The following is a 20,824-nucleotide window of genomic DNA, read 5'->3' as shown; positions in this document are numbered from 1 at the left end:
TTACATTTTATCTTTCGCATTAATACCTATAAGTTTGAGCCCAACACGCAGTGATAGTCCTACAACAGCAAAGAGTTTGAGAAATTTTTCTTCATCTTCACTACCTACAACACGATTTTCATTGTAAAATTTATGTAAAGCAGCAGCAAGCGACTTAAGATATTCTGTCAGCTTTTGTACTTGGCGAGAACTAAAGGTATCTTCAAGAACTTCTGGCAATAACAGTGCACTAAAGAGAAGGTTTTGAGCCTCTTCACTTAAATTTTCAAGCTTAACATTTTGCACGTCGGCAAGTGTTTTACCAGCTTTTGCAAAAATCTGATTAATCCTCGCATGCGCATAATTGATGTAAAAAATTGGGTTATTGCTGTCCTCTTGTTTAAAGACGTCCACATCAAATTCAAGATGAGTATCTGACTTTTTGCTGAGGAATACAAAACGTAAAGCATCACTTCCCACTTCACTCACAACATCGCTCATCAAGATAAAATTACCTGCACGTTTGCTCATTTTATACGGTTCACCGCCTTTTAAAAGCGAAACCATTTGTGCTAAAATTACTTCAAGTTTTTGCTCATCATAGCCTAAAAAATGAATAGCAGCTTTCACGCGGGTAATATACCCATGGTGATCAGCACCCCAGATATTGATATAGCTATCATACCCTCGTTGAAACTTATTGTCATGGTAAATAATGTCACCCGCTAAATAGGTTGGTCTGCCATCTTCTCTGACAACTACACGATCTTTTTCATCTCCAAGTTCAGTAGAGCGAATCCAAACTTTACCACCTTCAGTATAGGTTTTATCACTTTTTTGAAGTTTTGCAAAGCTTTCGTCCCACTTGTTATAAAGCGACTTTTCACTGACGAATTGTTCAAATTCAATACCAACATCGGCAAGATTGGACTTGATAAGTTCTAGCATCTTATCTTTACCCCAAATAGAAAGCAATGGAATATTGGACTCATCTTCAAAAATAGCATTCCCCAATTCCGCAGAAGCAACGTGGGCGAGGTCAATAATATATTCACCTCGATAAAACTCTTCTGGCCACTCTACTGGAAAACCTAGAATATGCTCGCGTCCGGAGAGATAAAGAGAAAGACCTAAAAGATCAACCTGATTACCTGCATCATTGACATAGTATTCTGTGGTAATTTTATACCCTAAGTGCTTTCCAATACGAGCCAGTGCATCACCAATAACAGCACCTCTTGCATGACCAATATGTAAAGGTCCCGTAGGATTTGCACTCACATATTCTAATAAAATAGATTCATTTTGCTCATCAGATCCAAAAAGTGCCTCATTTTGAATGGCCCATGTCGCATATTGGTCTAAGAAACTCTCACTGAGTTTAAAATTGATATAACCTTTAATCGGAGTAACTTCTTGAAAAATTTCTCCAATGGTAAACTTTTTACAAATCTCTTCAGCAATAGCAATAGGCGATTTTTTTAACTCTTTAGCAAGAGAAAAAGCGATGGGAGTTGCATAATGACCAAAAGAAAGATTGGTAGGTTTTTCTAAAACAAACTCTCTTTGCAATGTCTCTTTAATAGCACGAATAACCGATTTTTTCAATAGATAACCTTATACAGACTTTTTTTTCATCTGCTGGTGCGGCTGTTGTTGTAGCCGTTGGAGTAGCACCAGCTTCTGGTTTTACTTCCACTTTATCAACGGTCGTTTTAGCTTCTTCATCTTCTTTAATGGCTTTCTTAAAATCCTTGATACCTTGACCTACACCTTTAGCTAGCTCTGGTATTTTCTTAGCACCAAATAATAAAACAACGACTGCCAAAATCACTAACCAATGTGAAATACTAAATGAACCCATACTCTCTCCTTTGTCCTTATAAACTTTATATTTATTGTATCATTTTTTTATAAACAAAAAATGAAGCACTCTTTTTAATCGATATTTGCCCATGAGCTAATAAACTCACCTAAATCCATCAATTCCATTTTTTTACGTGAAGCATAAGCAATTGCCAACATGTCATGTAACGCTATTTTAAAATCGTCATTAATTAAAACATAATCATACTCTCGGATACGCGTCATTTCTGAAACTGCATTCGCTAAACGTTTTTCAATAATCTCTTGGCTATCTGTTCCACGATAAATCAATCGCTCTTTTAGGCTTTTTTGATCTGGCGTTGTGATAAAAACAGAAGTGATTAAATTACCAAATTTTTCCCGCGCAATTTTATGTCCTTGCACGTCAATATCGCAAATTACTAACTTCCCTTCATGAAGCTCTTTTAAAATAGGTTTGAGTGACGTACCATAATAATTATCGTGTACTTTTGCCCATTCTAAAAAAAAGCCAGCATCAATGTCTTTTTCAAAATCTTCTTTTGAAATAAAATGGTAATTAATTCCATCAATTTCTCCTTCTCGAATAGCCCGTGTTGTACTTGAGATTGAGAAATAAGAATCTGATATTTCATTGATGACTTCTTTCATCAATGAGCTTTTTCCAGAACCACTTGGACCGGAAATGACTAAAAGATTACCTTTTACCATTATTCTTTCTCATCAAATGTAATAGAAATATTAATACGCATCCCTTTAAGTGCTTCTCGTAGAATATCACTTTGTGCTAATCCTGAGATACTTCTTGCGATACTACTTTCAATTTCGCCTCGAATCACTTCAATTTTTTCACCCTTTTCCTCAGGGACGCTTATTGGTGCAGATTCTTCTTCATTTACCTCTTCACCAAACGCTTTTTTAAGTAAATTTTCATTGAGATCATCAAGAGAGTCAATGTCACCACTTTGTGCTAAAGCATCAAAGGCAACATCAACCTGTGGAATCAATATATCTTCTTCAAGTGCAAGCTCTTTTTCTTCTTCAATTTTTTCTTCAATATCTTCAGCAAAATCGTCAATAATTTCTTCTTGCTCTTCAGGTATTTTTACGCTCTGATCTTCTTCCTCTTCTTCTCCAACAGGAGTTGCTTCTTCAAAATCTAAAGAAGAGACATCGTCTAATTCGAGATTTAATGAGTTTTCCGTATCATCTTTTTCTAAGGATTCATCTTCCTTTTCAATATCATCAAAAAAGAATTTTCCTGCTTCTTCGTTCTCTTTATCCAAATCAAACGCATCAAGAGATAATTCAGAAATTTCTTCTTCCTCAGCCTCTTCTTCGCTTTCATCCAGTAGTTGTTTTACTTCATTGATATCATCTCTATCAAGAATAGATGGATTTGCAAATTCTTCTTCACGCTCATCTTCTGCTTCAGTTGGAGTTAGGGAAGTGGTATTTCCCTCATCAAAATCAAAATCTTCCAATGATGATACTTCTTCTTTTTCTAAAGAATCTAACTCATCAAATGAAAATTCATCATCAATTTTCAACTCTTTATCTTCATCATTTTTATCTACTATATCATCTAAGGAAAGTTCTTGCTCTAACCCCAAATCTTCTGCTTCAATCTCATCAAAAGTAAGTTCTTTTTCATCCTCTTCTTTTTCAAGATCATCAGGCTCTTCTAAAAGATTGATAGGCAAAGTATTGTCTTCATCCTCATCTTCTAAAGTATCTATCTGGTCAATATCAAAAGCAGCGGACTTTTTTTCACTCTCGTCTAAGGATTGCAATACTTTAGTTGCTTCTTCTGTAGCTTCAGCCTTATGACTAATAATAACATTTTTGACTTTTTCTAAAAGCACTAAAAAATCTGTAGGTAAAAATGGTTTTTCTAAAGCAACATGGGCAATATCGGGTTTTTTTGCACCTCGCTGACAAATATAAATAATATAGTCGCAGCCTGTGTTTTCACATGCTCCTACAATCGAAGCTTCATCATAAAGTTCATTATCGACTAAAATGACATCATAAGTTGTTAGTGGCACCAAGCCATAGTCTTCAAACTCATCTAACTCATACCCTGCTTTTTCGGCACTAAGTTTGATCAATCTTGAAACAGCTGGATTATTATTGAGTAGTAACAGGCGCATGCTCACTCCTGAATGAGAATTAATTAACTCTCATTGTAGTATAAAAAAATTTATGATTGCTTTAACGGACAAAAAGAATGGTTAAATGATTGAGAGCTTCCAAAAACTCTTTTTTAAATATTAACATCATAGAGGTAAGTGTTGCAATCAACACAACAAACGAAACAGCAATTTTAATAGGAAAGCCGATAACAAGAAGGTTGAATTGTGGCATTGTTTTCATCAACATTCCAAAGACAGCATCTAAGAGCATAGAAAAAGCGACAACAGGGAAAGAGAGTGTGAACCCGTAGATAAACATGCCTGTTACAGCCTTAGCAAGATATGCGAGCATATTCGTCTGAGGATAGAAACTTCCAAGCGGTAAAAGATTGAGCGAATCAGCAATAAATAAAAGCATTTGGTGGTGACCATTAAACGCTAAAATGACCATTAACCCTATAAAAGAGAGTAATTGCGATAAAAGAGGAATCGATGTACTTGTTTGAGGATCAACGACACTTGCCATTGTAAATCCCATAATAAAAGAGATTTGCATACCAACCATTTGCAAAATTGAAAGCGTTATGGATAAAAAAAGTCCTGCTACAAAACCTATGAGTAGCTCGCCCACAATGGCCAGTGAAAGATTGAGCAACGTTGGCGTTACATGTAAAGGCGTTAAGAGTGGATATAAAAAAATAACCATAAAAAAAGTCATAGAAGTTTTAATCGTAAGAGGGATATTGGCATGGGAAAAAAAAGGGAAAAAAGCAAAAAGACCACTCAAACGAGCAAAGAGAAGAAAACAAAGAATCACTTGATTTTCACCAAACAGTTTGACAAGCGATTCCATAGCTTATGCGTCCTCTTTTAATCCATCCAGATGGAGATGTTTCATATATGTACATTGTTTTGCTAGCTGCTGATTATGCGTCACTAGAAGCAATGCAGCATTTTCTTTTTCAATGTACTCAAACAAAACATTCATAACTTCTTGAGCTGTCTTGTCATCCAAGTTTCCTGTTGGCTCATCAGCAAAAATAATTCTTGGTTTTTTAGCCAATACACGTGCGATTGAAACACGCTGTTGCTGACCACCCGAGAGATCCCCGACACGATAATGCATAAAATCGGCAATCCCTAAACGCTCCAAAATGCCATTATCAATTTTTTTGTCACTGATAAAGGATGCTAATTCAATGTTTTCATTCGCAAAAAAGCCTTTAAATAAATAATGCGATTGAAATATGATACCCACATCATAACGTCTTAGTTTTAATCTTGCGTCATCATTATCGTTGTAAATGTTATGATCACATAAAAGCACTTCACCGTGATTGGGCTGAAGCAGTGTAGAACAAATATGAAGTAACGTTGACTTTCCACTACCGCTAACGCCTAAAATCGCCATTGATTCTTTGGGTGCTAGTGTGAAATTAACATTTTCAAATAAAAGATAATCAAAAGCATGAGAGATATTTTGTACCTGTAGTAAAGACATCAATGTCCTTCAAGAAAGAGGGTGAAGAGCTTCCTCTTCACCACAAATAATTTAATACTTATTTAAGTTGCTCTGCAACTTCGCTAGCGAAGTCACACGCTTTTTTCTCTAAGCCTTCTCCAAGTTCAAAACGAACATAGCCAACAAGCTCAATTTTACCACCGAGCTCTTTAGCTTTTTCTTCAACAACTTGTGCAATGGTTTTTTTATCATCCATGACATAGAATTGGCTTAAAAGTGTGTATTGTTGATCAAGCTGAGTATTGTCAGCAATAAAACGTTCAAGTTGTCCAGGAATAATTTTATCCCAGATTTTTTCAGGTTTACCCTGTGCTTTAAGTTCAGCTTCCATCTCTTTTTTAGCATTTTCCAAAACAGCATCATTTAACTGTACACGAGAGACAAACAATGGCATACGTTTAAGAGGCTTTTTAAGACGACTTAACTCTTCATTCTCTTTTTCAATGTCGGCTTTAATACCAATCGTTTCTTTTTCTACAAACTCAGGATCAAGTTCTGTATAGCTTAGGAAAGATGGTTTCATTGCTGCTGCATGCATACAAAGGTTACGGATGAATTCACCCGCAGCGGCTGCTGTTTTTTCGCTATCACAATTTGCTGCGATTAAAACACCAACACGACCATTAGAGTGAACATATCCATTGACAACACCGTTGGTACCTGCTTTAAGCGTTGCAAAACGTCTTACAACAAGATTTTCACCGATGGTTGCAACTTTCGTTGCAAAATACTCTTCAAACACAGTACCATTAATCGTTGTTTTCATCAACTCTTCAGTTGTTTCAACATTGGTTGCTTGAATATGTGCCGTAGTATCTTTTGTTAAGTTAATAAAACCTTCATTTTTGGCAACGAAGTCAGTTTCAGCATTAATTTCACTGACAGTTGCAATTTTAAGACTTGGATCGACAAAAACATTGACCAAACCTTCACTTGCAAGTCTGTCAGCTTTTTTAGCTGCTTTACCAAGACCTTTTTCTCTTAAAAGGTCTTTTGCTGCTTCAAAATCACCGTCAGTATCGACAAGTGCTTTTTTGCAATCCATCATACCAGCCCCTGTGGACTCACGTAACTCTTTGACTAAAGCAGCAGTAATCTCAGCCATTATTCACCTGCCTCTACTGCAAATTCTTCTTCGCTGACCACTTCTTCGATCAACTCTTTTTTCTCATCTTCACTAATGTCAGCCACTTCTTCAGCTGCTGGAGCATCTTTTGAACGGATTTCATACCCCTCCGTCATCGCTTCACACATCTCTTTACAGAAAAGTTGGATTGAACGAATCGCATCATCATTTCCTGGGATTGGAAGATCAACAACATCTGGATCACAGTTAGTATCAAGAGGAGCTACAACGGTAATTCCAAGTCTTCTTGCTTCTTGAACTGCAATTTTCTCTTTGACTGTATCAATAACAAAGATCATATCTGGTAAGTTTTTCATGTTTCTGATACCACCAAGGTAATCAAGAAGTTTCTCTTTTTTTCTTCTAAGCATTAACGCTTCTTTTTTAGTAAGAAGGTCAATTTGTCCATCTTCTTCCATTTTCTCGATAATATCAAGTTTACGGATTGATTGTCTGATGGTTTGGTAGTTTGTCAGCATTCCGCCTAACCATCTGTGGTTAACGTATGGCATACCGCATTTTTCTGCGTACTCTTTGATCGCTTGGCTTGCTTGTTTTTTTGTACCAACAAAAAGCATTGTTTTGCCTTCTGCTGCTGCATCTTTAACAACATTGTACGTGTATCTAAAATAACGTAATGTTTTTTGCAAATCTACGATGTAGATATTTTTTCGTTCACCGAAGATGAATTTTTTCATCTTTGGATTCCAACGTCTTGTTTGGTGTCCAAAGTGTACACCACACTCTAATAAGTCTTTCATGGTTACCATGAAGTGCTCCTTTGTTTTGTTTTTGGTTTAGCCTCCACACCCATCAACAGTAATAAACTGCAACCGTAAAGGATTGGTGTGTGTGAGATTTGGACGGTGATTATAGTCAAAATAAGATTAATTTTTGCTTGTTTTAATCATTTTATAAGCAAAATCACTTACTTTAATTTACTTTAAATCAAAAAAATCCTATACTTGCGCAATTTTAAAAGAAAGAGGTACTATTTTGCGTTTTATTTTAGCCTGTTTATTAAGCTTTTCGTTACTCTCTGCTTCAGAGTATCTTGGTGCAAATTCGCAAAGCAACGAAGATTTTGAGGCTGAATTTAACACACAAAATGATAATAACCTTTTTGATCCGCTGAGTGGATACAATGAACTCATGACAAATTTTAATGATAAATTTTACGAGTATATTCTTCGTCCAACAGCACAAGGCTATGCGTATGTTGTTCCAGAAATGGCTCGTCATGGTGTCTCAAACTTTTTTGAAAATCTTTTCTTTCCTATCCGTTTTGTTAACAATCTTTTACAATTTAAATTTTACAATACCTTAGAAGAGACAGAGCGCTTTGTTCTTAATTCAACCATGGTATTTTAGGCTTTCGTGACGTTGCAGGTGAAGAACTCGGCATTAAAGCGCATGATGAAGATTTAGGGCAAACGCTTGGGTATTATGGTGTTGGTAGTGGTTTTCACGTTGTTCTTCCATTATTTGGACCATCCAATGTTCGCGATATTGTTGGTCTTGTGGGTGATGCATGGCTTAATCCTCTTAATTACATCGAAGATCGTAATGCGAATTTGTTGGACAGTACAGAAGAGTCTATTGCCGCTACTGCATTCTATACTGTTAACAGAACCTCTTTACATGTAAAAGAGTATGACAACTTTAAAAAGGATGCTATCGAACTTTACCCCTTCTTGCGTAATTTCTATGAATCAAGAAGAAATAAACTCATAAGCGAATAATGACATGAAACGAATTTTTGCCTTATTAATGCTATCACTTTTATGCACCTATCCTGCTATGGCACTTGAAGAGCAAGATATTTCTTCTTTTATGCAAACTAACATTGACTTAGCAACTACTATTTTGCGCGACAAAAAACTTCAAAAGTCTGAAAAATCAGAAAAACTGTTTGTTATTTTTGATTCAATTTTTGACTATAATTTAATGGCCCAACTTGCCATTGGGGGGAAACAATGGTCATCACTTTTACCCGCAAAGCAAATGGAGTTTTCCAAGCTTTTTGAAATGAAGCTTAAAAATTCATATATGGAAAAACTTGATCTCTATACAGATGAAAAAATTGTTATTAAAAATCTAGAAAAAATCAAAGATACCCGCATCCATTTAACAACGCATTTGATGAAAAACAGTGAAGTGTATGAAATTATTTATAAATTTTATAAAAATAAAAATGGTAGTTGGATGATTTACGATGTTGATATTTTAGGTGTGAGTATTATTCAAACATATCGTACACAGTTTGCAGATATTCTGGCGAAAGAGTCTTTTGAGAATTTACTGGAAAGGCTTAAAAAACCTGATGAACTGACGCCAAAGAAACAGTAATTTTTGGCAACACCACTGTTTCTTTGATATTATGCGTTAATTTTTTCTTTAATTATTTTTGCTTTTTGAGCAATCATCGCAATTTTTTCTGAACCACTTAGACCGTCATTAAGCAGCACTTCCACAAAAGCACTTCCAACAATAACTCCATCAACACCACGAGCCCGTTCTTTTGCCGTCTTTTCATTCACACCAAAACCCACAAACAGAGGTGTACTACTCTGTTCTTTAATCATTTGAATGGTTTTGGTAAGATCTTCACTTGCGTGAGCTCCAGTGATACCCGCATAAGCTACGAGATAAATAAACCCTTTCGCATTTTTGACCACTTTAGCAATCCGTTCTTTACTGTCCGTTGGTGCTACAAAACTAATCAATGAAAGCTTATATTGCTCCATTAGAGAGACATAAGGCAACGCTTCTTCATGGGGGAGATCAGGAATAATAAATCCTTTCACACCAAACTCAGCCGCTTTTTGAGCAAACACTTCAACACCTTTATGATAAAAAGGGTTAAAGTATCCCATCCAATAAGTCTCAATGTTGGGAGCAACCACAGAAGAAACCTCAAAAAGTGTCTCCATTTTAAAACCATTTTGCAAGGCATGTAAATTTGCAACTTCGATGATAGGACCATCCGCTACAGGATCAGAAAAAGGAATTCCTAACTCTAATTTATCTACACCTGCTTCTTTTAGGGCAGAAACTAAATCTAATGAAAAATTTTTATCGGGAAACCCCGCAGTAATATAGGCAACTAATTGCTTCACTCTCTCTCCAACGTATGAGGTACTTTTATAATTAAAGGATTTAAAACCGTAAAAAATGCAGCATCATTTTCCACATCTTTGCGATATCGTTCAAACTGATCACTTACAAGAAGTAACCAATCAATAAATTCTTCACTTGCAGGGCCTTGCAATGTACGTGCTTCTTCTGCAATATCTTCGCACAATACTGCCAATTTAACAATGGGATCTAGTTTTAAAAAGCCTGCAGCTGATTTCATATTGTGGAAAATACGAAAAAGATCCCCAATATTGTCAACATAACGCTCTTTTTTGCTAAGCCCAATAATCAGAGGCTCCATATTTTCACACATAATGGCATAGTGAGAGATAAAATCTCCTACAATTTCGATGTCAAAATCAACTTCCAATTGTGCCAAAAGACCCATGTTTTTACCCTCCGAAGTAGCTCATTGTATCATGTTTTTTATAAATTTTTCTTGTCCTAAAATAGGGTATAATTCCCACATGAAAACAATTACATCTATTAAACAACATAAAGGGCAAACTCCCCTTACTGTGATTACGGCGTATGATGCACTCTTTGCATCACTGTTCGATCAAAAGGTCGACATGATTCTTGTTGGCGATAGCCTCAATATGAGTTTCAATGCCAAACAAGATACACTCTCTGCTAGCATGGAAGTGATGTTGTACCACACCAAAGCAGTATGTGCTGGAGCTAAAGAGACTTTTATTATTTGTGATATGCCTTTTGGTACGTATACGGATGAAAAAATGGCACTGCATAACGCTTCACTCGTCTATAGTCAAACCAATGCACATGCCGTTAAAATTGAAGGCGGTATCAGTCGCGCGCCTATTATCAAAGCACTCACCCAAAACTCTATTGCCGTTATGGCTCATATTGGTTTAATGCCTCAGTATGTACGCAGTGAAGGCGGCTATAAAGTACGCGGACGCAGTGAAGAAGATATACTCACACTGATCGAAGATGCCAAAGCGGTTGAAGAAGCCGGTGCCTTTAGCGTGGTCATCGAAGGGGTTGTCGAAGAAGCCGCACGTCGTATTTCTGAAACGATCTCTATTCCTACGATTGGCATAGGAGCGGGTAAATATACCGATGGTCAAGTCTTAGTCTGGAGCGATATGTTAGGTTTCTTTCAAGCGTTTCAACCCAAATTTGTGAAACGCTATTTAGAAGGCGCTACACTGGTGCAAAACGCTGTTGATGCATATGTTAAAGAGGTGCAAGAACGCAGTTTCCCCCAACCGCCTTACACCTATACAAAGTGAGTTAGATGGAACGCATCGTCGAAATCGAAAAAATCTCCTTTGAGAATGACTACGAAAAAAGTTTACGCCCCTCTTCGTTTGAAGATTACATCGGGCAAGAAAAGATCAAAAAAAATCTGCAAGTTTTTATTCAAGCGGCACAAAAACGCTCCGAATGTTTAGACCATATTCTCTTTTTTGGCCCTCCTGGTCTTGGAAAAACCACGCTTGCACATATTATCTCCAATGAAATGCGTGCCAATATGAAAATAACGGCAGCGCCGATGATCGAAAAAAGTGGTGATTTAGCCGCTATTTTGACCAATCTTCAAGAGGGCGATATTCTCTTTATCGACGAAATTCACAGGCTTTCTCCTGCTATTGAAGAGATCCTCTACCCCGCAATGGAAGATTTTCGTCTTGATATCATCATCGGTTCTGGCCCTGCGGCACAAACGATCAAAATTGATCTTCCTCGTTTTACACTGATTGGTGCAACCACAAGGGCTGGTATGATTAGCTCACCTTTGCGCGATCGCTTTGGGATGCACTTTCGTTTGCAATTTTACACCAAAGATGAGCTTTCACTCATCATTACCAAAGCATCACATAAACTTGAAAAAATCTGTCAACACGATGCAGCAAGTGAGATGGCAAGACGCTCACGTGGTACTCCGAGGATTGCCTTACGCCTTTTAAAACGTATCCGTGATTATGCCGACGTGGTGGATGAAGAGACAATTAGCATTGAACGAGCACAATATGGACTCAATGAGTTAGGGGTCAATGATCTTGGGTTTGATGAACTGGATATTAAATACCTTGAACTCTTACTACAAAGTAAAGGTCGCCCTTTAGGACTCAGCACGATGGCAGCGGCTTTGAGTGAAGATGAGGGAACTATCGAAGATGTAATTGAACCTTATCTGCTCGCAAACAGCTATATTGAGCGAACAGCACGTGGAAGAATTGCAACGGCCAAAACCTATGAACTTTTTAGACTAACACCGCCTATTTTACAAAACGGATTATTTGAGGACACGGTATGAACGAACATCGCTTTTTTTTAACGGCTATTTTCTTAGCCGTTTTATTTTCTATTATCAAACTGTATGAACCTTTTTTGATGATTATTACCATTGCTTCACTGCTCGCTATGGCAACGTATACGATTAACCTACAGCTATATAAATTGACAAAGAGCAAACATCTGTCTGCTCTTTTGTCAACAGCTTTTTTATCTATTTTACTGTTTGGACCTATTGTGTATACCATTACTTCGATTGGTGGGATTGTCAATAATTTTGATTTTACCATGATTGAAAGAGTACAAACGTACCTACGGACACTTGATTATCACCTTCCTGCGCCACTGGCTTTTATGCAATCAACTTTGGATGATTTTATTAGCAATCTTAATATCGCTCAAATATCTACTACTGCCCTTTCCTATCTTGGGTCAATTGGTAAGAACAGTGCTGGTTTTTTAAAAGACATGCTCCTCATCGTTGTCTTTTTCTTCTTTGCACTACTCAATGGTAAAGACCTCATTGACTATTTTAAAAGTGTCATGCCTATTGATGCGAAAGAAGTTAATTTTGTCTTTTCTGAGGTTACCAATGTCATGAGCGTTGTTTTCTATTCTATTTTGTTTAGTGCTATCTTCCAAGGGGCACTTTTTTCACTCGTTGGTATGTATTTTGGATATGATGGATTATTGTTAGGAATTTTTTATGGATTTGCATCCCTTATTCCCATTGTGGGTGGAGCACTCATGTGGATTCCACTGTGTGCCATTGAAGTGGCACATGGCAATACCACAACCGCGATTATCATTGCAACGTATTCTATCGTCGTCATCTCTATTATCGCCGATACATTTATTAAACCACTTATCATCAAATACATCAATGATAAAATGGTTAAAACGCCTACTGCCGTTAATGAACTTTTGATTTTCTTTGCTATTTTTGCAGGACTCACAACCTTTGGTTTTTGGGGAATGATACTTGGACCTGCGATTACGACACTCTTTTTATCACTTTTAAAACTCTACAAACTGCTCAAAGAAAAACATTACATGTAAAAAGAATCAGGGCTAAAAGTTAAAAGTTTAGCCCTAACCTCTTTTTTTTCGGAATGTAACATTATTCTATTGAACTATTCCGTTTTTTTCTCTATGTATTTAGCGCCATCATTGACCTTGTCCTTGCTCCATTCAGCACCGTTTGCGGTATCTTTTTTGACACCATGCCATGTTTCACAACCACTTGCCATCATAACTACGAACAGAAGCATAAGAAATGTTAAACTCTTTTTCATTGGATATCCTTTCGATTTCACTGATGCTCTCAAGAATTTTTTGCATCTTCAACCCTTTTGTTTAAAAGAGATGAAATGTTGTAGCATTACAGATAGCTACACTATACATCAATATTTCTTTTTTAGAATCTTCTTCCTTTAGCGGTTCAATGCACAGAATATGAAATGAAGAGTTAGAATTCAATATTTTACTTTTTGCAGGAGATCAAAACGATAGGCTACTTTTATTTTTCATCTCATATTTTACCTTTACATGTAAAGATAAAAATAACAAGAGTGTGAAAGAGATAGGCTTATACTATCTCTTTCACCAATGCTTCTATGTGCGCTATAATCTTATGGTGGCGGGCTTTTCGCTCTTCCAAAAAGGCTACTTTCTCTTCTTTAATCGCCGTAAATTGACTGATCAAGCGGTCGTAATCTTTGTTCAGGAACGTGTTTCGTGTATTCATCATATTTTCTAGCTCGTAGAGATGAAACGACGTTCTAAGACGCTCTTTGATTTCATCCAGTTTGGGCATATAAAGTGAAAACTTCGTTGGGTTTTCTTCATAGAGTTTGGCTGACTTTTCAATCTTGTTTTCCAAAAATGCCACACATACTTCGGTAGCATTTTGGTAATTGAAACTGACCGCACTGGAAAGATGATTGAACTCAGAACTGATCTTCGCGTACGAGTCTGCTATCTCATCGTTAAACGGCTTTAAGATGCTCTCGTACGCCTTAGAAGCAAAACGGCGCATATTGGCAAACTCGATATCAGAGTGGAGCTCTTCACTTTTACGAATCACCTCGTAGGGTGCTTGCCATTTTAAAATGCCCTGCTCCAAGGAGCGATACACCAAACGATTTTTATCGTTGACTTCATTTTGGATGGCGCCTAAATTTTTCACATACTGTTTGAACATTTTACCAATCAAATTCTCTTCGTAAAAAAGACTTTTATAGATAAGATCGGAGTTGATTTTAGGAGCTTGATACTCAAAAGGTATGTAGGTTGCCTGCTTACTAAAAAGTCCTGTTTTTTGCGCTTCGTAGCGTATTTGTGTTACCGTAGTGATTTGATTGTAAATGGCGTCTGCGATGGTTTCGATGATCTGTTCAATGCGCATAAACGCACTTTTGAGATCGTGCGAAAACTTATCTTTAAGCTCCGTAAACAAACCTTTTGCTTCAGCTTCAAAACGGACAATCTCACCCAAAAGCTCATCGTAAATGGAGAGAAAAAGCTGATGCTGTGCGATCAATTTGGCTGTAATATCCTTGATCTCTTTGGTAATGGCAAACTCTTTGGACTGCGTTGATTTGGGCTGAATCTCATTGCGAATAAAATCTAAGACTTTATCAATGTTGGACTCTTCCAAAAGTTTAAGATTGGCACCCAAATCACTTTGTAAGATCGAATCAAGTGTACTTTGATACGCTTTAAAATCATGTTCTATTTGCGTAAAGTCAAGCTTCTCACCACCATTTTCGAGCTTTACATGTAAATCGTGCATAAATGATTCTAATGTCTCTTCCATCATCACTTTTTTGTCGTGACTGCGAGATTCCAACGCTTGACGTGCCGAGATAGGAATGACGTCGCTAAAAAACTCTTTAAAGGCTGTCTTCACGTAGTTCGTTGTCTCTTCGATCTGTTGTGGTGTGAATTTATCTTTTTGATTTAAAACACAGAGTGATTTGTTTTGGTATTTGCCAAGGTACTCTTCCAAAACTTGAAGCTCACTCATTTTCCCTGCATTGTCAATGAGAGTTAACCAAATAATACCGTCGACCTCTTTCAGCACTTTTTCGGTCGTTTGCGTGTCGGTTGCAGCTTGGGAGTTAAGACCAGGAGTGTCGACAAAGACAACATCTTTGAGAATATTTAGCGGCGCATAAAGCACAAGATACGCAATATCTTCAACATGCTCCCTCTGATCAGTAAAATGGGCAATTGTGTTGATGTCATGGTACTCATCTCTACCATCTTTGTAGCGTACACGGATTTTAAACTCTTCACCATAACGAATGTAATTGACTTTAGACGTCACGGGGGTGATGCCAGTTGGTAAAATACTCTTGGCTAAAAGAGCGTTGAGAAATGTTGATTTTCCACTGGAAAACTGCCCTGTTATCGCAACTTTCATCGGCTCTTCAGAGCGCATTTGAAGGCGATCTAACGCTTTTTTTAATTGGATGGAGGGAAGTTGTTGCTCTTCGAGAAGTACATATTGCACTTTTTTGAGGGCTCCCAAAAGAGTGGCATCAAAGGTTGGAACAACTTTTAAAAAGTGCTCTTTATAAGAAGTGACAAAACTTTCTATCAGGCTCATTTTGACTCCTTTTGCGCGTTTAAATCATTTAACACGATGCCCATCACGCGCTCTTTTTCTTTAATTTCCATGCTTCTGGCTTCACGGTTCAGGGTTTGGTCTTTCATCTGATGCATCGCACGTGCAATCAATGCACCTTCTGCACCAAAACGCTCTTCAATACTGCGTGCGGGTGCTTCACATAGACTTACAAATGAGCTTAAAAGTTCATGATTGATTTTGTGGAGTTTTTCTTCAAGCATCTCTTTGATATGAGAAAATTCCGTTGCAAAAATCGTCTCAAGGTTCATTGAAAGCGCACTCAAATCATTTTTGCCATACTTTTTGATTGCATCATTGGCTGCTGCTATTACAACGGTGCTGTTTTTGAAAATCAAAAGTGAGCCTAAATGCTCTTCACAAAACGCTTTGGCATCAAACATTGGCGCCGTGCTCTCTGTTTTAAATTCCCCGTATTTGGCATCCATATACTCTAGGGAACTTTGCATTTTTTTTTGAAATTCATAGCGATAATCTCGCACCAAATCGACCATGCCATCTTTGATCGCCGTCTCGATCATCGAGCCAATGCGTTCCTCTTTGGGCGCTTTTTTATTTTTACTAAACTCATAACTTACGTCGTCTGTAATACGGCGTTTGACAACATTTTGAAGTTTATCGAGTTGGTTACTTGCAAATTTTTGAAGTGTGCCAAAGTAGTGTTCCATCTCCTCTTTGCTCTGCGCCACACTGGTTTTAATCTGCTCCAAAAAGTTCGCCATCACCGCTTTTTCTTCTTGATGTTTGGCGTAGGCTTGCTCGATCTCTTCTGTGGAAATACTTAAATAATGCAGCTCTTGCTCAAAAGCGCTCATCGATTCTGTGATGATTGATTCGATCTCTTTGCGATTGGCGGAGATAATCAGGTTGGCTTTTTGACTATTCGCTCCAAAAAGAACCTCTTCAAGATAGGACTCAACCAATGGCAAACCCGTACGGTTCATATCGTATCCAAGGGCGAGAGCTTCTTTTTCTTGCCCTAATTTATGCATCAGAGCCAATTTTCCAGCAATCGGAATAAAGACGATTTTAGCGATCACTTCATCTAATTTTGCACCTTTGTTTTGCTCGTTCAGCCTTGCTTCGATGCTGCGTTTGGTATATGCGATCACCTCTTGCAGCTCTTTTTCAGCAATCGTATCAATCCGCGTAATGACAATGAGCAACTGTGCCACATTGCGGTATAAGAGCGCGTCAATAATAAAGTCAACATCTTTTTGCGTCGCTGCTTGTGCCGCGTTCATAAGATGGATCATCAAATCACATTCGCTAAGGTATTCCAGCGTAATCTCTTCACGTTGCACCACAGGGTCATCCAGACCGGGGGTATCGACGATTTGAACGCCATCTTGGACAAATTTTAGATCGGTGTAGAGTTCAACGCTTTTGACCAAATTGCATTTTTTTTCAGAGTGTTTTGCTGAGGTATAGAGGGCTAAATCGTTAACTGCAATGGTTTCACTTTCCCCTTGTGGTGTGACAAGCGTATGAAAAGTTTCGCCAAAATGCGCTTTGCTCTCTTTGACAAACGCTTCTAAACTTTTAAGACTTTTAGCACCCTCTTCGATCTTGCTCCACTCTTTGGCATTCCAAAAATTCACCACCGCGTAAGGGTTTTTGGCGTATTTAATTAGCGTTAGATTGGCCGTTTCAGGAACAACCGAAGTGCCTAAAACTTCTTGCCCTAACAGTGCGTTGAGCATTGTTGATTTGCCCGCGTTCATAACACCGGTGATACCAATGGAAAAGCGTTGATTTTCAAGGCGTTCAGGGATTACATGTAAACGCTCTTGTAAACGAGGTGTTTCAACCGCCTGATTCAAATTTTCAATGGCAGTGAGAAGAAGATTGAGTTCAGTTTTATAGTAGTTTTCTTGGGTTGTTGCACTCTTTACATGTAAAGAGGTAACTTCGATTTTTTTCTCTTCGATAAGAGAGATGATACTACCTAAAGAACGTACCGCATCATAAGAGATAATCCCCTCTTTTTTTAAAAGCTCTAAGCGCTTTGTGATAGCATGGTTGACTTGCAAATTACCCAGAACGATGAAATAACCCAGCAGTTGAGATTGTGCATATTGAATATTTTCTTTGTTAAATATTACGTGTTGAAAAAATGTATTTAAAACTGTTTTGGGTTCTTCTAAGATTGCCATATTGGCAAAATTCTGAGGACTTATGATTAATAAGATAGCGACACTGTCGCAAAAATTATCGAAAGAAGTTAATCTGTATTGATCGAACTCTGTGGTATGTTTTTCATCGAAAACAACTTCTTGGTTTAACCTCTCACCCCAGATGAGTAAGAAAAAATCATTGATGATATGCATGAGATACTATCTTTAAAGTTTTTTTGATTATATCAGTATTTCTTATAAGAGAAACAAAATTGTGAGACTAAATGTCAAGATTAAGGCAAGGGATAAGACAAAGTATCTTATCCCTTCAAAGAAGGCAATTTTTTATTTGAGAGCGACGAGTTTTCGTCTCATATAAGCAATTTTTGATTGAAGTGGTAAGTGTTTTGGACAATTGTCTTCGCACGCAACGAGACTCATACATCCAAAGATTCCATCATCATCACCAACAAGCTCATAGAAGTCTTCATCGGTTCTCTCATCGTGTGGATCCATTGCAAAACGAGCAACGCGGTTCAAACCAACAGCACCAATAAAGTTTGGTCTCATCAATTTTGTACCACATGCTGCAACACAAATACCACACTCAATACAACGATCAAGCTCAAATGTCTCATCTGCGAGTTTTGGCTCCATAGGTGCTTCAAGTTTAGAAATGTCTGGTTTATGGTTCGTGTGAATCCAACTCTCAACACGTTTACTCATACCATTCATCCAGTTACCTGTATCAACAGAAAGATCTTTCAATAACTTAAATGCTGGCATTGGCATCAATTGAATGACGCCGCCTGGGAAATTTTTTGTTAATGTACGACATGCAAGGGCAGGTTTACCATTAACCATCATACCGCAACTTCCACAGATACCTGCACGGCATACAAAGTCAAAAGAAAGGTCTGCATCCATTGTTTCGCGAATTTTCGTAAGCGCAATAAACAGTGTCATACCATCGGTTTCTTCAAGTTTGTACTCTGCAAAGTGCGCTTTTGAAAGTTTTGATTGTGGGTTATATTTCATAGCCCTTATGGTAATAGTTCTACTCATTTTGCATCTCCAAATCTCTCATTTTTAGCTTTATAGTATGGTTGAAGCTCAAATGGCATAAGCGCATCTTGAATCACATATCTGTCTTTGCCTGCAGCTTCCATCTCTTCACGAAGTTTATCCACTTCCTCTTGGCGTTTAAGGCTGAGTTCATTTTCAATAATCATACCTTTTGCACCATACCCTCTAAACGCTGGTGGAATTTCCATTTTCATAATGTCTAAATCTTCATACGTAACGGTTGGAAGGGTTGCGCCCTCTTTCCATGAAGTTAAGGTACGTTTCAACCAATTCGCATCATCACGTTTCAAGAAGTCTTCACGGTAATGTGCACCACGGCTCTCGGTTCTCTCACGAGCACCCATAGCCACACACAATGCCAATTTAAGCATCATAGGAACACGGTATGCTTCTTCAAGCTCTGGGTTAGCAGAGGTTGTTTTAGATTTAATCGTAACATCGTGAGATTTTTTGAGAAGTTCTTCAAGCTCGTTAACCGCTTCAGCAAGACCTTTGCCATCACGGAAAATCGCAACTTTTTCCCACATAATATCTCTCATTCTGTTTTTAATTTCAAAAATATTAAATTTACCTTTGTTTGTCAACAGATGGTCAATGAAATCTTTTTGTTTTTTAATTGCTTTTTCAATCGTTGCTGTATTGACATTAACTTCATTTGATAAACAATAGTCAGCAAAATAATCACCAACAATCATACCTGCAACAACCGTTTCACTGACTGAGTTACCACCAAGACGGTTAAATCCGTGCATATCCCAACAAGCAGCTTCACCCGCAGAGAAAAGACCTGAAAGGGTTGGAGACTCACCGGTTGGTTTTGTTCTAATACCACCCATTGAGTAGTGTTGCATTGGAAGAACGGGTGCCCAACCTTTTGGACCTTCATCCGCAGGATCGATACCGTTAAAGATTTGACAAATTTCTTGTACATCTCTTAGGTTTCTCTCAATGTGTGCACGACCAAGGATAGAAATATCTAGCCATAAGTGCTCGCCATAAGGAGATTTAACACCTTTACCTTTACGGATGTGTTCCATCATACGACGACTTACAACATCACGACTTGCAAGTTCTTTTTTCTCTGGCTCATAGTCTGGCATAAATCTATGACCATCAACGTCACGAAGTAGTCCACCATCACCTCTACAGCCTTCAGTTAAAAGAATACCTGATGGAACGATTGGGGTTGGGTGGAATTGTACTGCTTCCATATTACCAAGTGTCGCAACACCCGTTTCAAGAGCAATAGCAGCACCAATACCATCACAAATAACCGCATTGGTTGTTTGTTTGTAAAGTCTACCGTAACCTCCCGTTGCGATCAAAGTACCTTTAGCAACGTAAGCCCAAAGCTCACCCGTTACGAGGTCTCTTACAATCGCACCGTAACAACGGTTGTTTTCATGAATAAGCGCAATCGCTTCTTTTCTATCTTCAATATTGACATTATGTTTAAGAGCTTCATTCGCAACACCAAAAAGCATGGTATGACCTGTAGCATCCGCTGTATAACAGGTTCTCCATTTTTTAGTACCACCAAAGTCACGAGAATGGATATAACCATGGACTTCTTCATCTTCCACAATCGTTGTTCTCTCAGCATTGATGATAGCTTCTCTACCACCTTTAGCAATTCTCGTCCAAGGCACGCCCCAGCCCGCTAATTCACGGATTGCTTTAGGAGCAACGGTAACGAACATACGTGCAACTTCTTGGTCACAACCCCAGTCACTACCTTTTACAGTATCGGCAAAGTGAACATCTTCATTGTCACCGCGACTCATTTTTGAGTTACCAAGACTTGCTTGCATACCACCTTGTGCCGCAGCAGAGTGAGATCTCTTAACTGGACAAAGACTTAAAACTGTTGTACTAAGACCTTTAGATTGCGTTGCAATCGCCGCTCTAAGACCTGCTAAACCACCACCGATAACCAGTGCATCACAATATTTTACGTTCATT

General features: G+C 38.0%; 19 protein-coding genes and 1 pseudogene. 5 read left to right on the top strand and 15 right to left on the bottom strand.

Translation table 11 applies throughout. The features are described from left to right. From argS to rpsB, 8 genes are all read right to left on the bottom strand, one after another. Nucleotides 1-1,587 (bottom strand): arginine--tRNA ligase, encoded by a 1,587-nt coding sequence (gene argS, locus Sdiek1_RS02590; protein WP_087437766.1) that lies wholly within the window; start codon nt 1,585-1,587, stop codon nt 1-3. Further along, nucleotides 1,559-1,843 (bottom strand): twin-arginine translocase TatA/TatE family subunit, encoded by a 285-nt coding sequence (tatA, locus tag Sdiek1_RS02585; RefSeq protein WP_087437765.1) that lies wholly within the window; start codon nt 1,841-1,843, stop codon nt 1,559-1,561. Before tatA ends, argS begins: the two co-directional genes overlap by 29 nt. A 74-nt stretch (nt 1,844-1,917) precedes the next feature. After that, complete coding sequence (gene gmk / locus Sdiek1_RS02580; protein WP_087437764.1) at nt 1,918-2,535, bottom strand: guanylate kinase; 618 nt, start codon at nt 2,533-2,535, stop codon at nt 1,918-1,920. Next, nucleotides 2,535-3,977 (bottom strand): hypothetical protein, encoded by a 1,443-nt coding sequence (locus Sdiek1_RS02575; protein WP_087437763.1) that lies wholly within the window; start codon nt 3,975-3,977, stop codon nt 2,535-2,537. The genes gmk and Sdiek1_RS02575 overlap by 1 nt, the downstream gene beginning before the upstream one ends. A 61-nt stretch (nt 3,978-4,038) precedes the next feature. After that, nucleotides 4,039-4,812 carry a flagellar biosynthetic protein FliR gene (gene fliR / locus Sdiek1_RS02570; RefSeq protein WP_087437762.1) on the bottom strand — a complete coding sequence of 258 codons (774 nt, stop codon included), beginning with the start codon at nt 4,810-4,812 and terminating at the stop codon, nt 4,039-4,041. 3 nt (nt 4,813-4,815) lie between these two features. Continuing rightward, nucleotides 4,816-5,460, bottom strand: a complete 645-nt coding sequence (locus tag Sdiek1_RS02565; protein WP_087437761.1) for an ABC transporter ATP-binding protein — start codon at nt 5,458-5,460, stop codon at nt 4,816-4,818. Nucleotides 5,461-5,518: 58 nt separating this feature from the next. Beyond that, on the bottom strand, nt 5,519-6,586 hold the full coding sequence (tsf, locus tag Sdiek1_RS02560; protein WP_087437760.1) for a translation elongation factor Ts: 1,068 nt from the start codon (nt 6,584-6,586) through the stop codon (nt 5,519-5,521). Then, nucleotides 6,586-7,377 (bottom strand): 30S ribosomal protein S2, encoded by a 792-nt coding sequence (gene rpsB, locus Sdiek1_RS02555; protein WP_087437759.1) that lies wholly within the window; start codon nt 7,375-7,377, stop codon nt 6,586-6,588. Before rpsB ends, tsf begins: the two co-directional genes overlap by 1 nt. Nucleotides 7,378-7,759: 382 nt before the next feature. Between rpsB and Sdiek1_RS02550 the strand changes: the two are divergent. Both Sdiek1_RS02550 and Sdiek1_RS02545 read left to right on the top strand, forming a co-directional pair. Beyond that, nucleotides 7,760-8,349: pseudogene (locus tag Sdiek1_RS02550) on the top strand (MlaA family lipoprotein). A gap of 4 nt (nt 8,350-8,353) precedes the next feature. Further along, nucleotides 8,354-8,956: a Tgt2/MlaC family protein gene (locus Sdiek1_RS02545; protein WP_087437758.1), complete on the top strand. Its 603-nt coding sequence runs from the start codon at nt 8,354-8,356 to the stop codon at nt 8,954-8,956. A 29-nt stretch (nt 8,957-8,985) separates the two neighbouring features. Here the strand turns inward: Sdiek1_RS02545 and trpA are convergent, their stop codons facing one another. Further along, nucleotides 8,986-9,726 (bottom strand): tryptophan synthase subunit alpha, encoded by a 741-nt coding sequence (gene trpA / locus Sdiek1_RS02540; RefSeq protein WP_087437757.1) that lies wholly within the window; start codon nt 9,724-9,726, stop codon nt 8,986-8,988. Then, the gene (locus Sdiek1_RS02535) at nt 9,723-10,133 is read right to left on the bottom strand and encodes an Hpt domain-containing protein (RefSeq protein WP_087437756.1); all 411 of its coding nucleotides are present in this window, start codon (nt 10,131-10,133) and stop codon (nt 9,723-9,725) included. The genes trpA and Sdiek1_RS02535 overlap by 4 nt, the downstream gene beginning before the upstream one ends. A gap of 79 nt (nt 10,134-10,212) precedes the next feature. Here Sdiek1_RS02535 and panB point away from each other — a divergent pair, with 79 nt between their 5' ends. From panB to Sdiek1_RS02520, 3 genes are read left to right on the top strand one after another with little or no spacing between them, the layout of a single operon-like run. Continuing rightward, nucleotides 10,213-11,001, top strand: coding sequence for a 3-methyl-2-oxobutanoate hydroxymethyltransferase (panB, locus tag Sdiek1_RS02530; protein ID WP_087437755.1), 789 nt, complete (start codon nt 10,213-10,215; stop codon nt 10,999-11,001). 5 nt (nt 11,002-11,006) lie between these two features. Then, nucleotides 11,007-12,029, top strand: coding sequence for a Holliday junction branch migration DNA helicase RuvB (gene ruvB, locus Sdiek1_RS02525; protein WP_087437754.1), 1,023 nt, complete (start codon nt 11,007-11,009; stop codon nt 12,027-12,029). Further along, complete coding sequence (locus tag Sdiek1_RS02520; protein ID WP_087437753.1) at nt 12,026-13,066, top strand: AI-2E family transporter; 1,041 nt, start codon at nt 12,026-12,028, stop codon at nt 13,064-13,066. Before ruvB ends, Sdiek1_RS02520 begins: the two co-directional genes overlap by 4 nt. Nucleotides 13,067-13,140: 74 nt before the next feature. On the opposite strand, the gene Sdiek1_RS14810 is transcribed toward Sdiek1_RS02520, so the two are convergent. From Sdiek1_RS14810 to Sdiek1_RS02500, 5 genes are all read right to left on the bottom strand, one after another. Then, nucleotides 13,141-13,302: a hypothetical protein gene (locus Sdiek1_RS14810; protein WP_161491974.1), complete on the bottom strand. Its 162-nt coding sequence runs from the start codon at nt 13,300-13,302 to the stop codon at nt 13,141-13,143. A gap of 293 nt (nt 13,303-13,595) precedes the next feature. Next, nucleotides 13,596-15,620 carry a dynamin family protein gene (locus Sdiek1_RS02515; protein WP_087437752.1) on the bottom strand — a complete coding sequence of 675 codons (2,025 nt, stop codon included), beginning with the start codon at nt 15,618-15,620 and terminating at the stop codon, nt 13,596-13,598. After that, nucleotides 15,617-17,989 (bottom strand): dynamin family protein, encoded by a 2,373-nt coding sequence (locus Sdiek1_RS02510; protein ID WP_087437751.1) that lies wholly within the window; start codon nt 17,987-17,989, stop codon nt 15,617-15,619. Before Sdiek1_RS02510 ends, Sdiek1_RS02515 begins: the two co-directional genes overlap by 4 nt. Before the next feature lie 132 nt (nt 17,990-18,121). After that, nucleotides 18,122-18,841 carry a fumarate reductase iron-sulfur subunit gene (locus Sdiek1_RS02505; protein ID WP_087437750.1) on the bottom strand — a complete coding sequence of 240 codons (720 nt, stop codon included), beginning with the start codon at nt 18,839-18,841 and terminating at the stop codon, nt 18,122-18,124. Beyond that, nucleotides 18,838-20,823, bottom strand: coding sequence for a fumarate reductase flavoprotein subunit (locus tag Sdiek1_RS02500; RefSeq protein ID WP_087437749.1), 1,986 nt, complete (start codon nt 20,821-20,823; stop codon nt 18,838-18,840). The genes Sdiek1_RS02505 and Sdiek1_RS02500 overlap by 4 nt, the downstream gene beginning before the upstream one ends. Between the last annotated feature and the right edge of the window lies 1 nt (nt 20,824).

Origin of the sequence: Sulfurospirillum diekertiae (genome assembly GCF_002162315.1) — a bacterium.
GTDB lineage: Bacteria > Campylobacterota > Campylobacteria > Campylobacterales > Sulfurospirillaceae > Sulfurospirillum.
Note: the sequence above shows the minus strand (reverse complement) of the source record. Positions and strands in the feature narration are given on the sequence as shown.

Bases quoted from the DNA above. Each gene is read 5' to 3' on its own strand.
- tatA (WP_087437765.1), bottom strand. From the start codon at position 1,843: ATGGGTTCATTTAGTATTTCACATTGGTTAGTGATTTTGGCAGTCGTT.
- gmk (WP_087437764.1), bottom strand. From the start codon at position 2,535: ATGGTAAAAGGTAATCTTTTAGTCATTTCCGGTCCAAGTGGTTCTGGA.
- Sdiek1_RS02575 (WP_087437763.1), bottom strand. From the start codon at position 3,977: ATGCGCCTGTTACTACTCAATAATAATCCAGCTGTTTCAAGATTGATC.
- fliR (WP_087437762.1), bottom strand. From the start codon at position 4,812: ATGGAATCGCTTGTCAAACTGTTTGGTGAAAATCAAGTGATTCTTTGT.
- Sdiek1_RS02565 (WP_087437761.1), bottom strand. From the start codon at position 5,460: ATGTCTTTACTACAGGTACAAAATATCTCTCATGCTTTTGATTATCTT.
- tsf (WP_087437760.1), bottom strand. From the start codon at position 6,586: ATGGCTGAGATTACTGCTGCTTTAGTCAAAGAGTTACGTGAGTCCACA.
- rpsB (WP_087437759.1), bottom strand. From the start codon at position 7,377: ATGGTAACCATGAAAGACTTATTAGAGTGTGGTGTACACTTTGGACAC.
- Sdiek1_RS02545 (WP_087437758.1), top strand. From the start codon at position 8,354: ATGAAACGAATTTTTGCCTTATTAATGCTATCACTTTTATGCACCTAT.
- Sdiek1_RS02535 (WP_087437756.1), bottom strand. From the start codon at position 10,133: ATGGGTCTTTTGGCACAATTGGAAGTTGATTTTGACATCGAAATTGTA.
- panB (WP_087437755.1), top strand. From the start codon at position 10,213: ATGAAAACAATTACATCTATTAAACAACATAAAGGGCAAACTCCCCTT.
- ruvB (WP_087437754.1), top strand. From the start codon at position 11,007: ATGGAACGCATCGTCGAAATCGAAAAAATCTCCTTTGAGAATGACTAC.
- Sdiek1_RS02520 (WP_087437753.1), top strand. From the start codon at position 12,026: ATGAACGAACATCGCTTTTTTTTAACGGCTATTTTCTTAGCCGTTTTA.
- Sdiek1_RS14810 (WP_161491974.1), bottom strand. From the start codon at position 13,302: ATGAAAAAGAGTTTAACATTTCTTATGCTTCTGTTCGTAGTTATGATG.
- Sdiek1_RS02515 (WP_087437752.1), bottom strand. From the start codon at position 15,620: ATGAGCCTGATAGAAAGTTTTGTCACTTCTTATAAAGAGCACTTTTTA.
- Sdiek1_RS02510 (WP_087437751.1), bottom strand. From the start codon at position 17,989: ATGCATATCATCAATGATTTTTTCTTACTCATCTGGGGTGAGAGGTTA.
- Sdiek1_RS02505 (WP_087437750.1), bottom strand. From the start codon at position 18,841: ATGAGTAGAACTATTACCATAAGGGCTATGAAATATAACCCACAATCA.
- Sdiek1_RS02500 (WP_087437749.1), bottom strand. From the start codon at position 20,823: ATGAACGTAAAATATTGTGATGCACTGGTTATCGGTGGTGGTTTAGCA.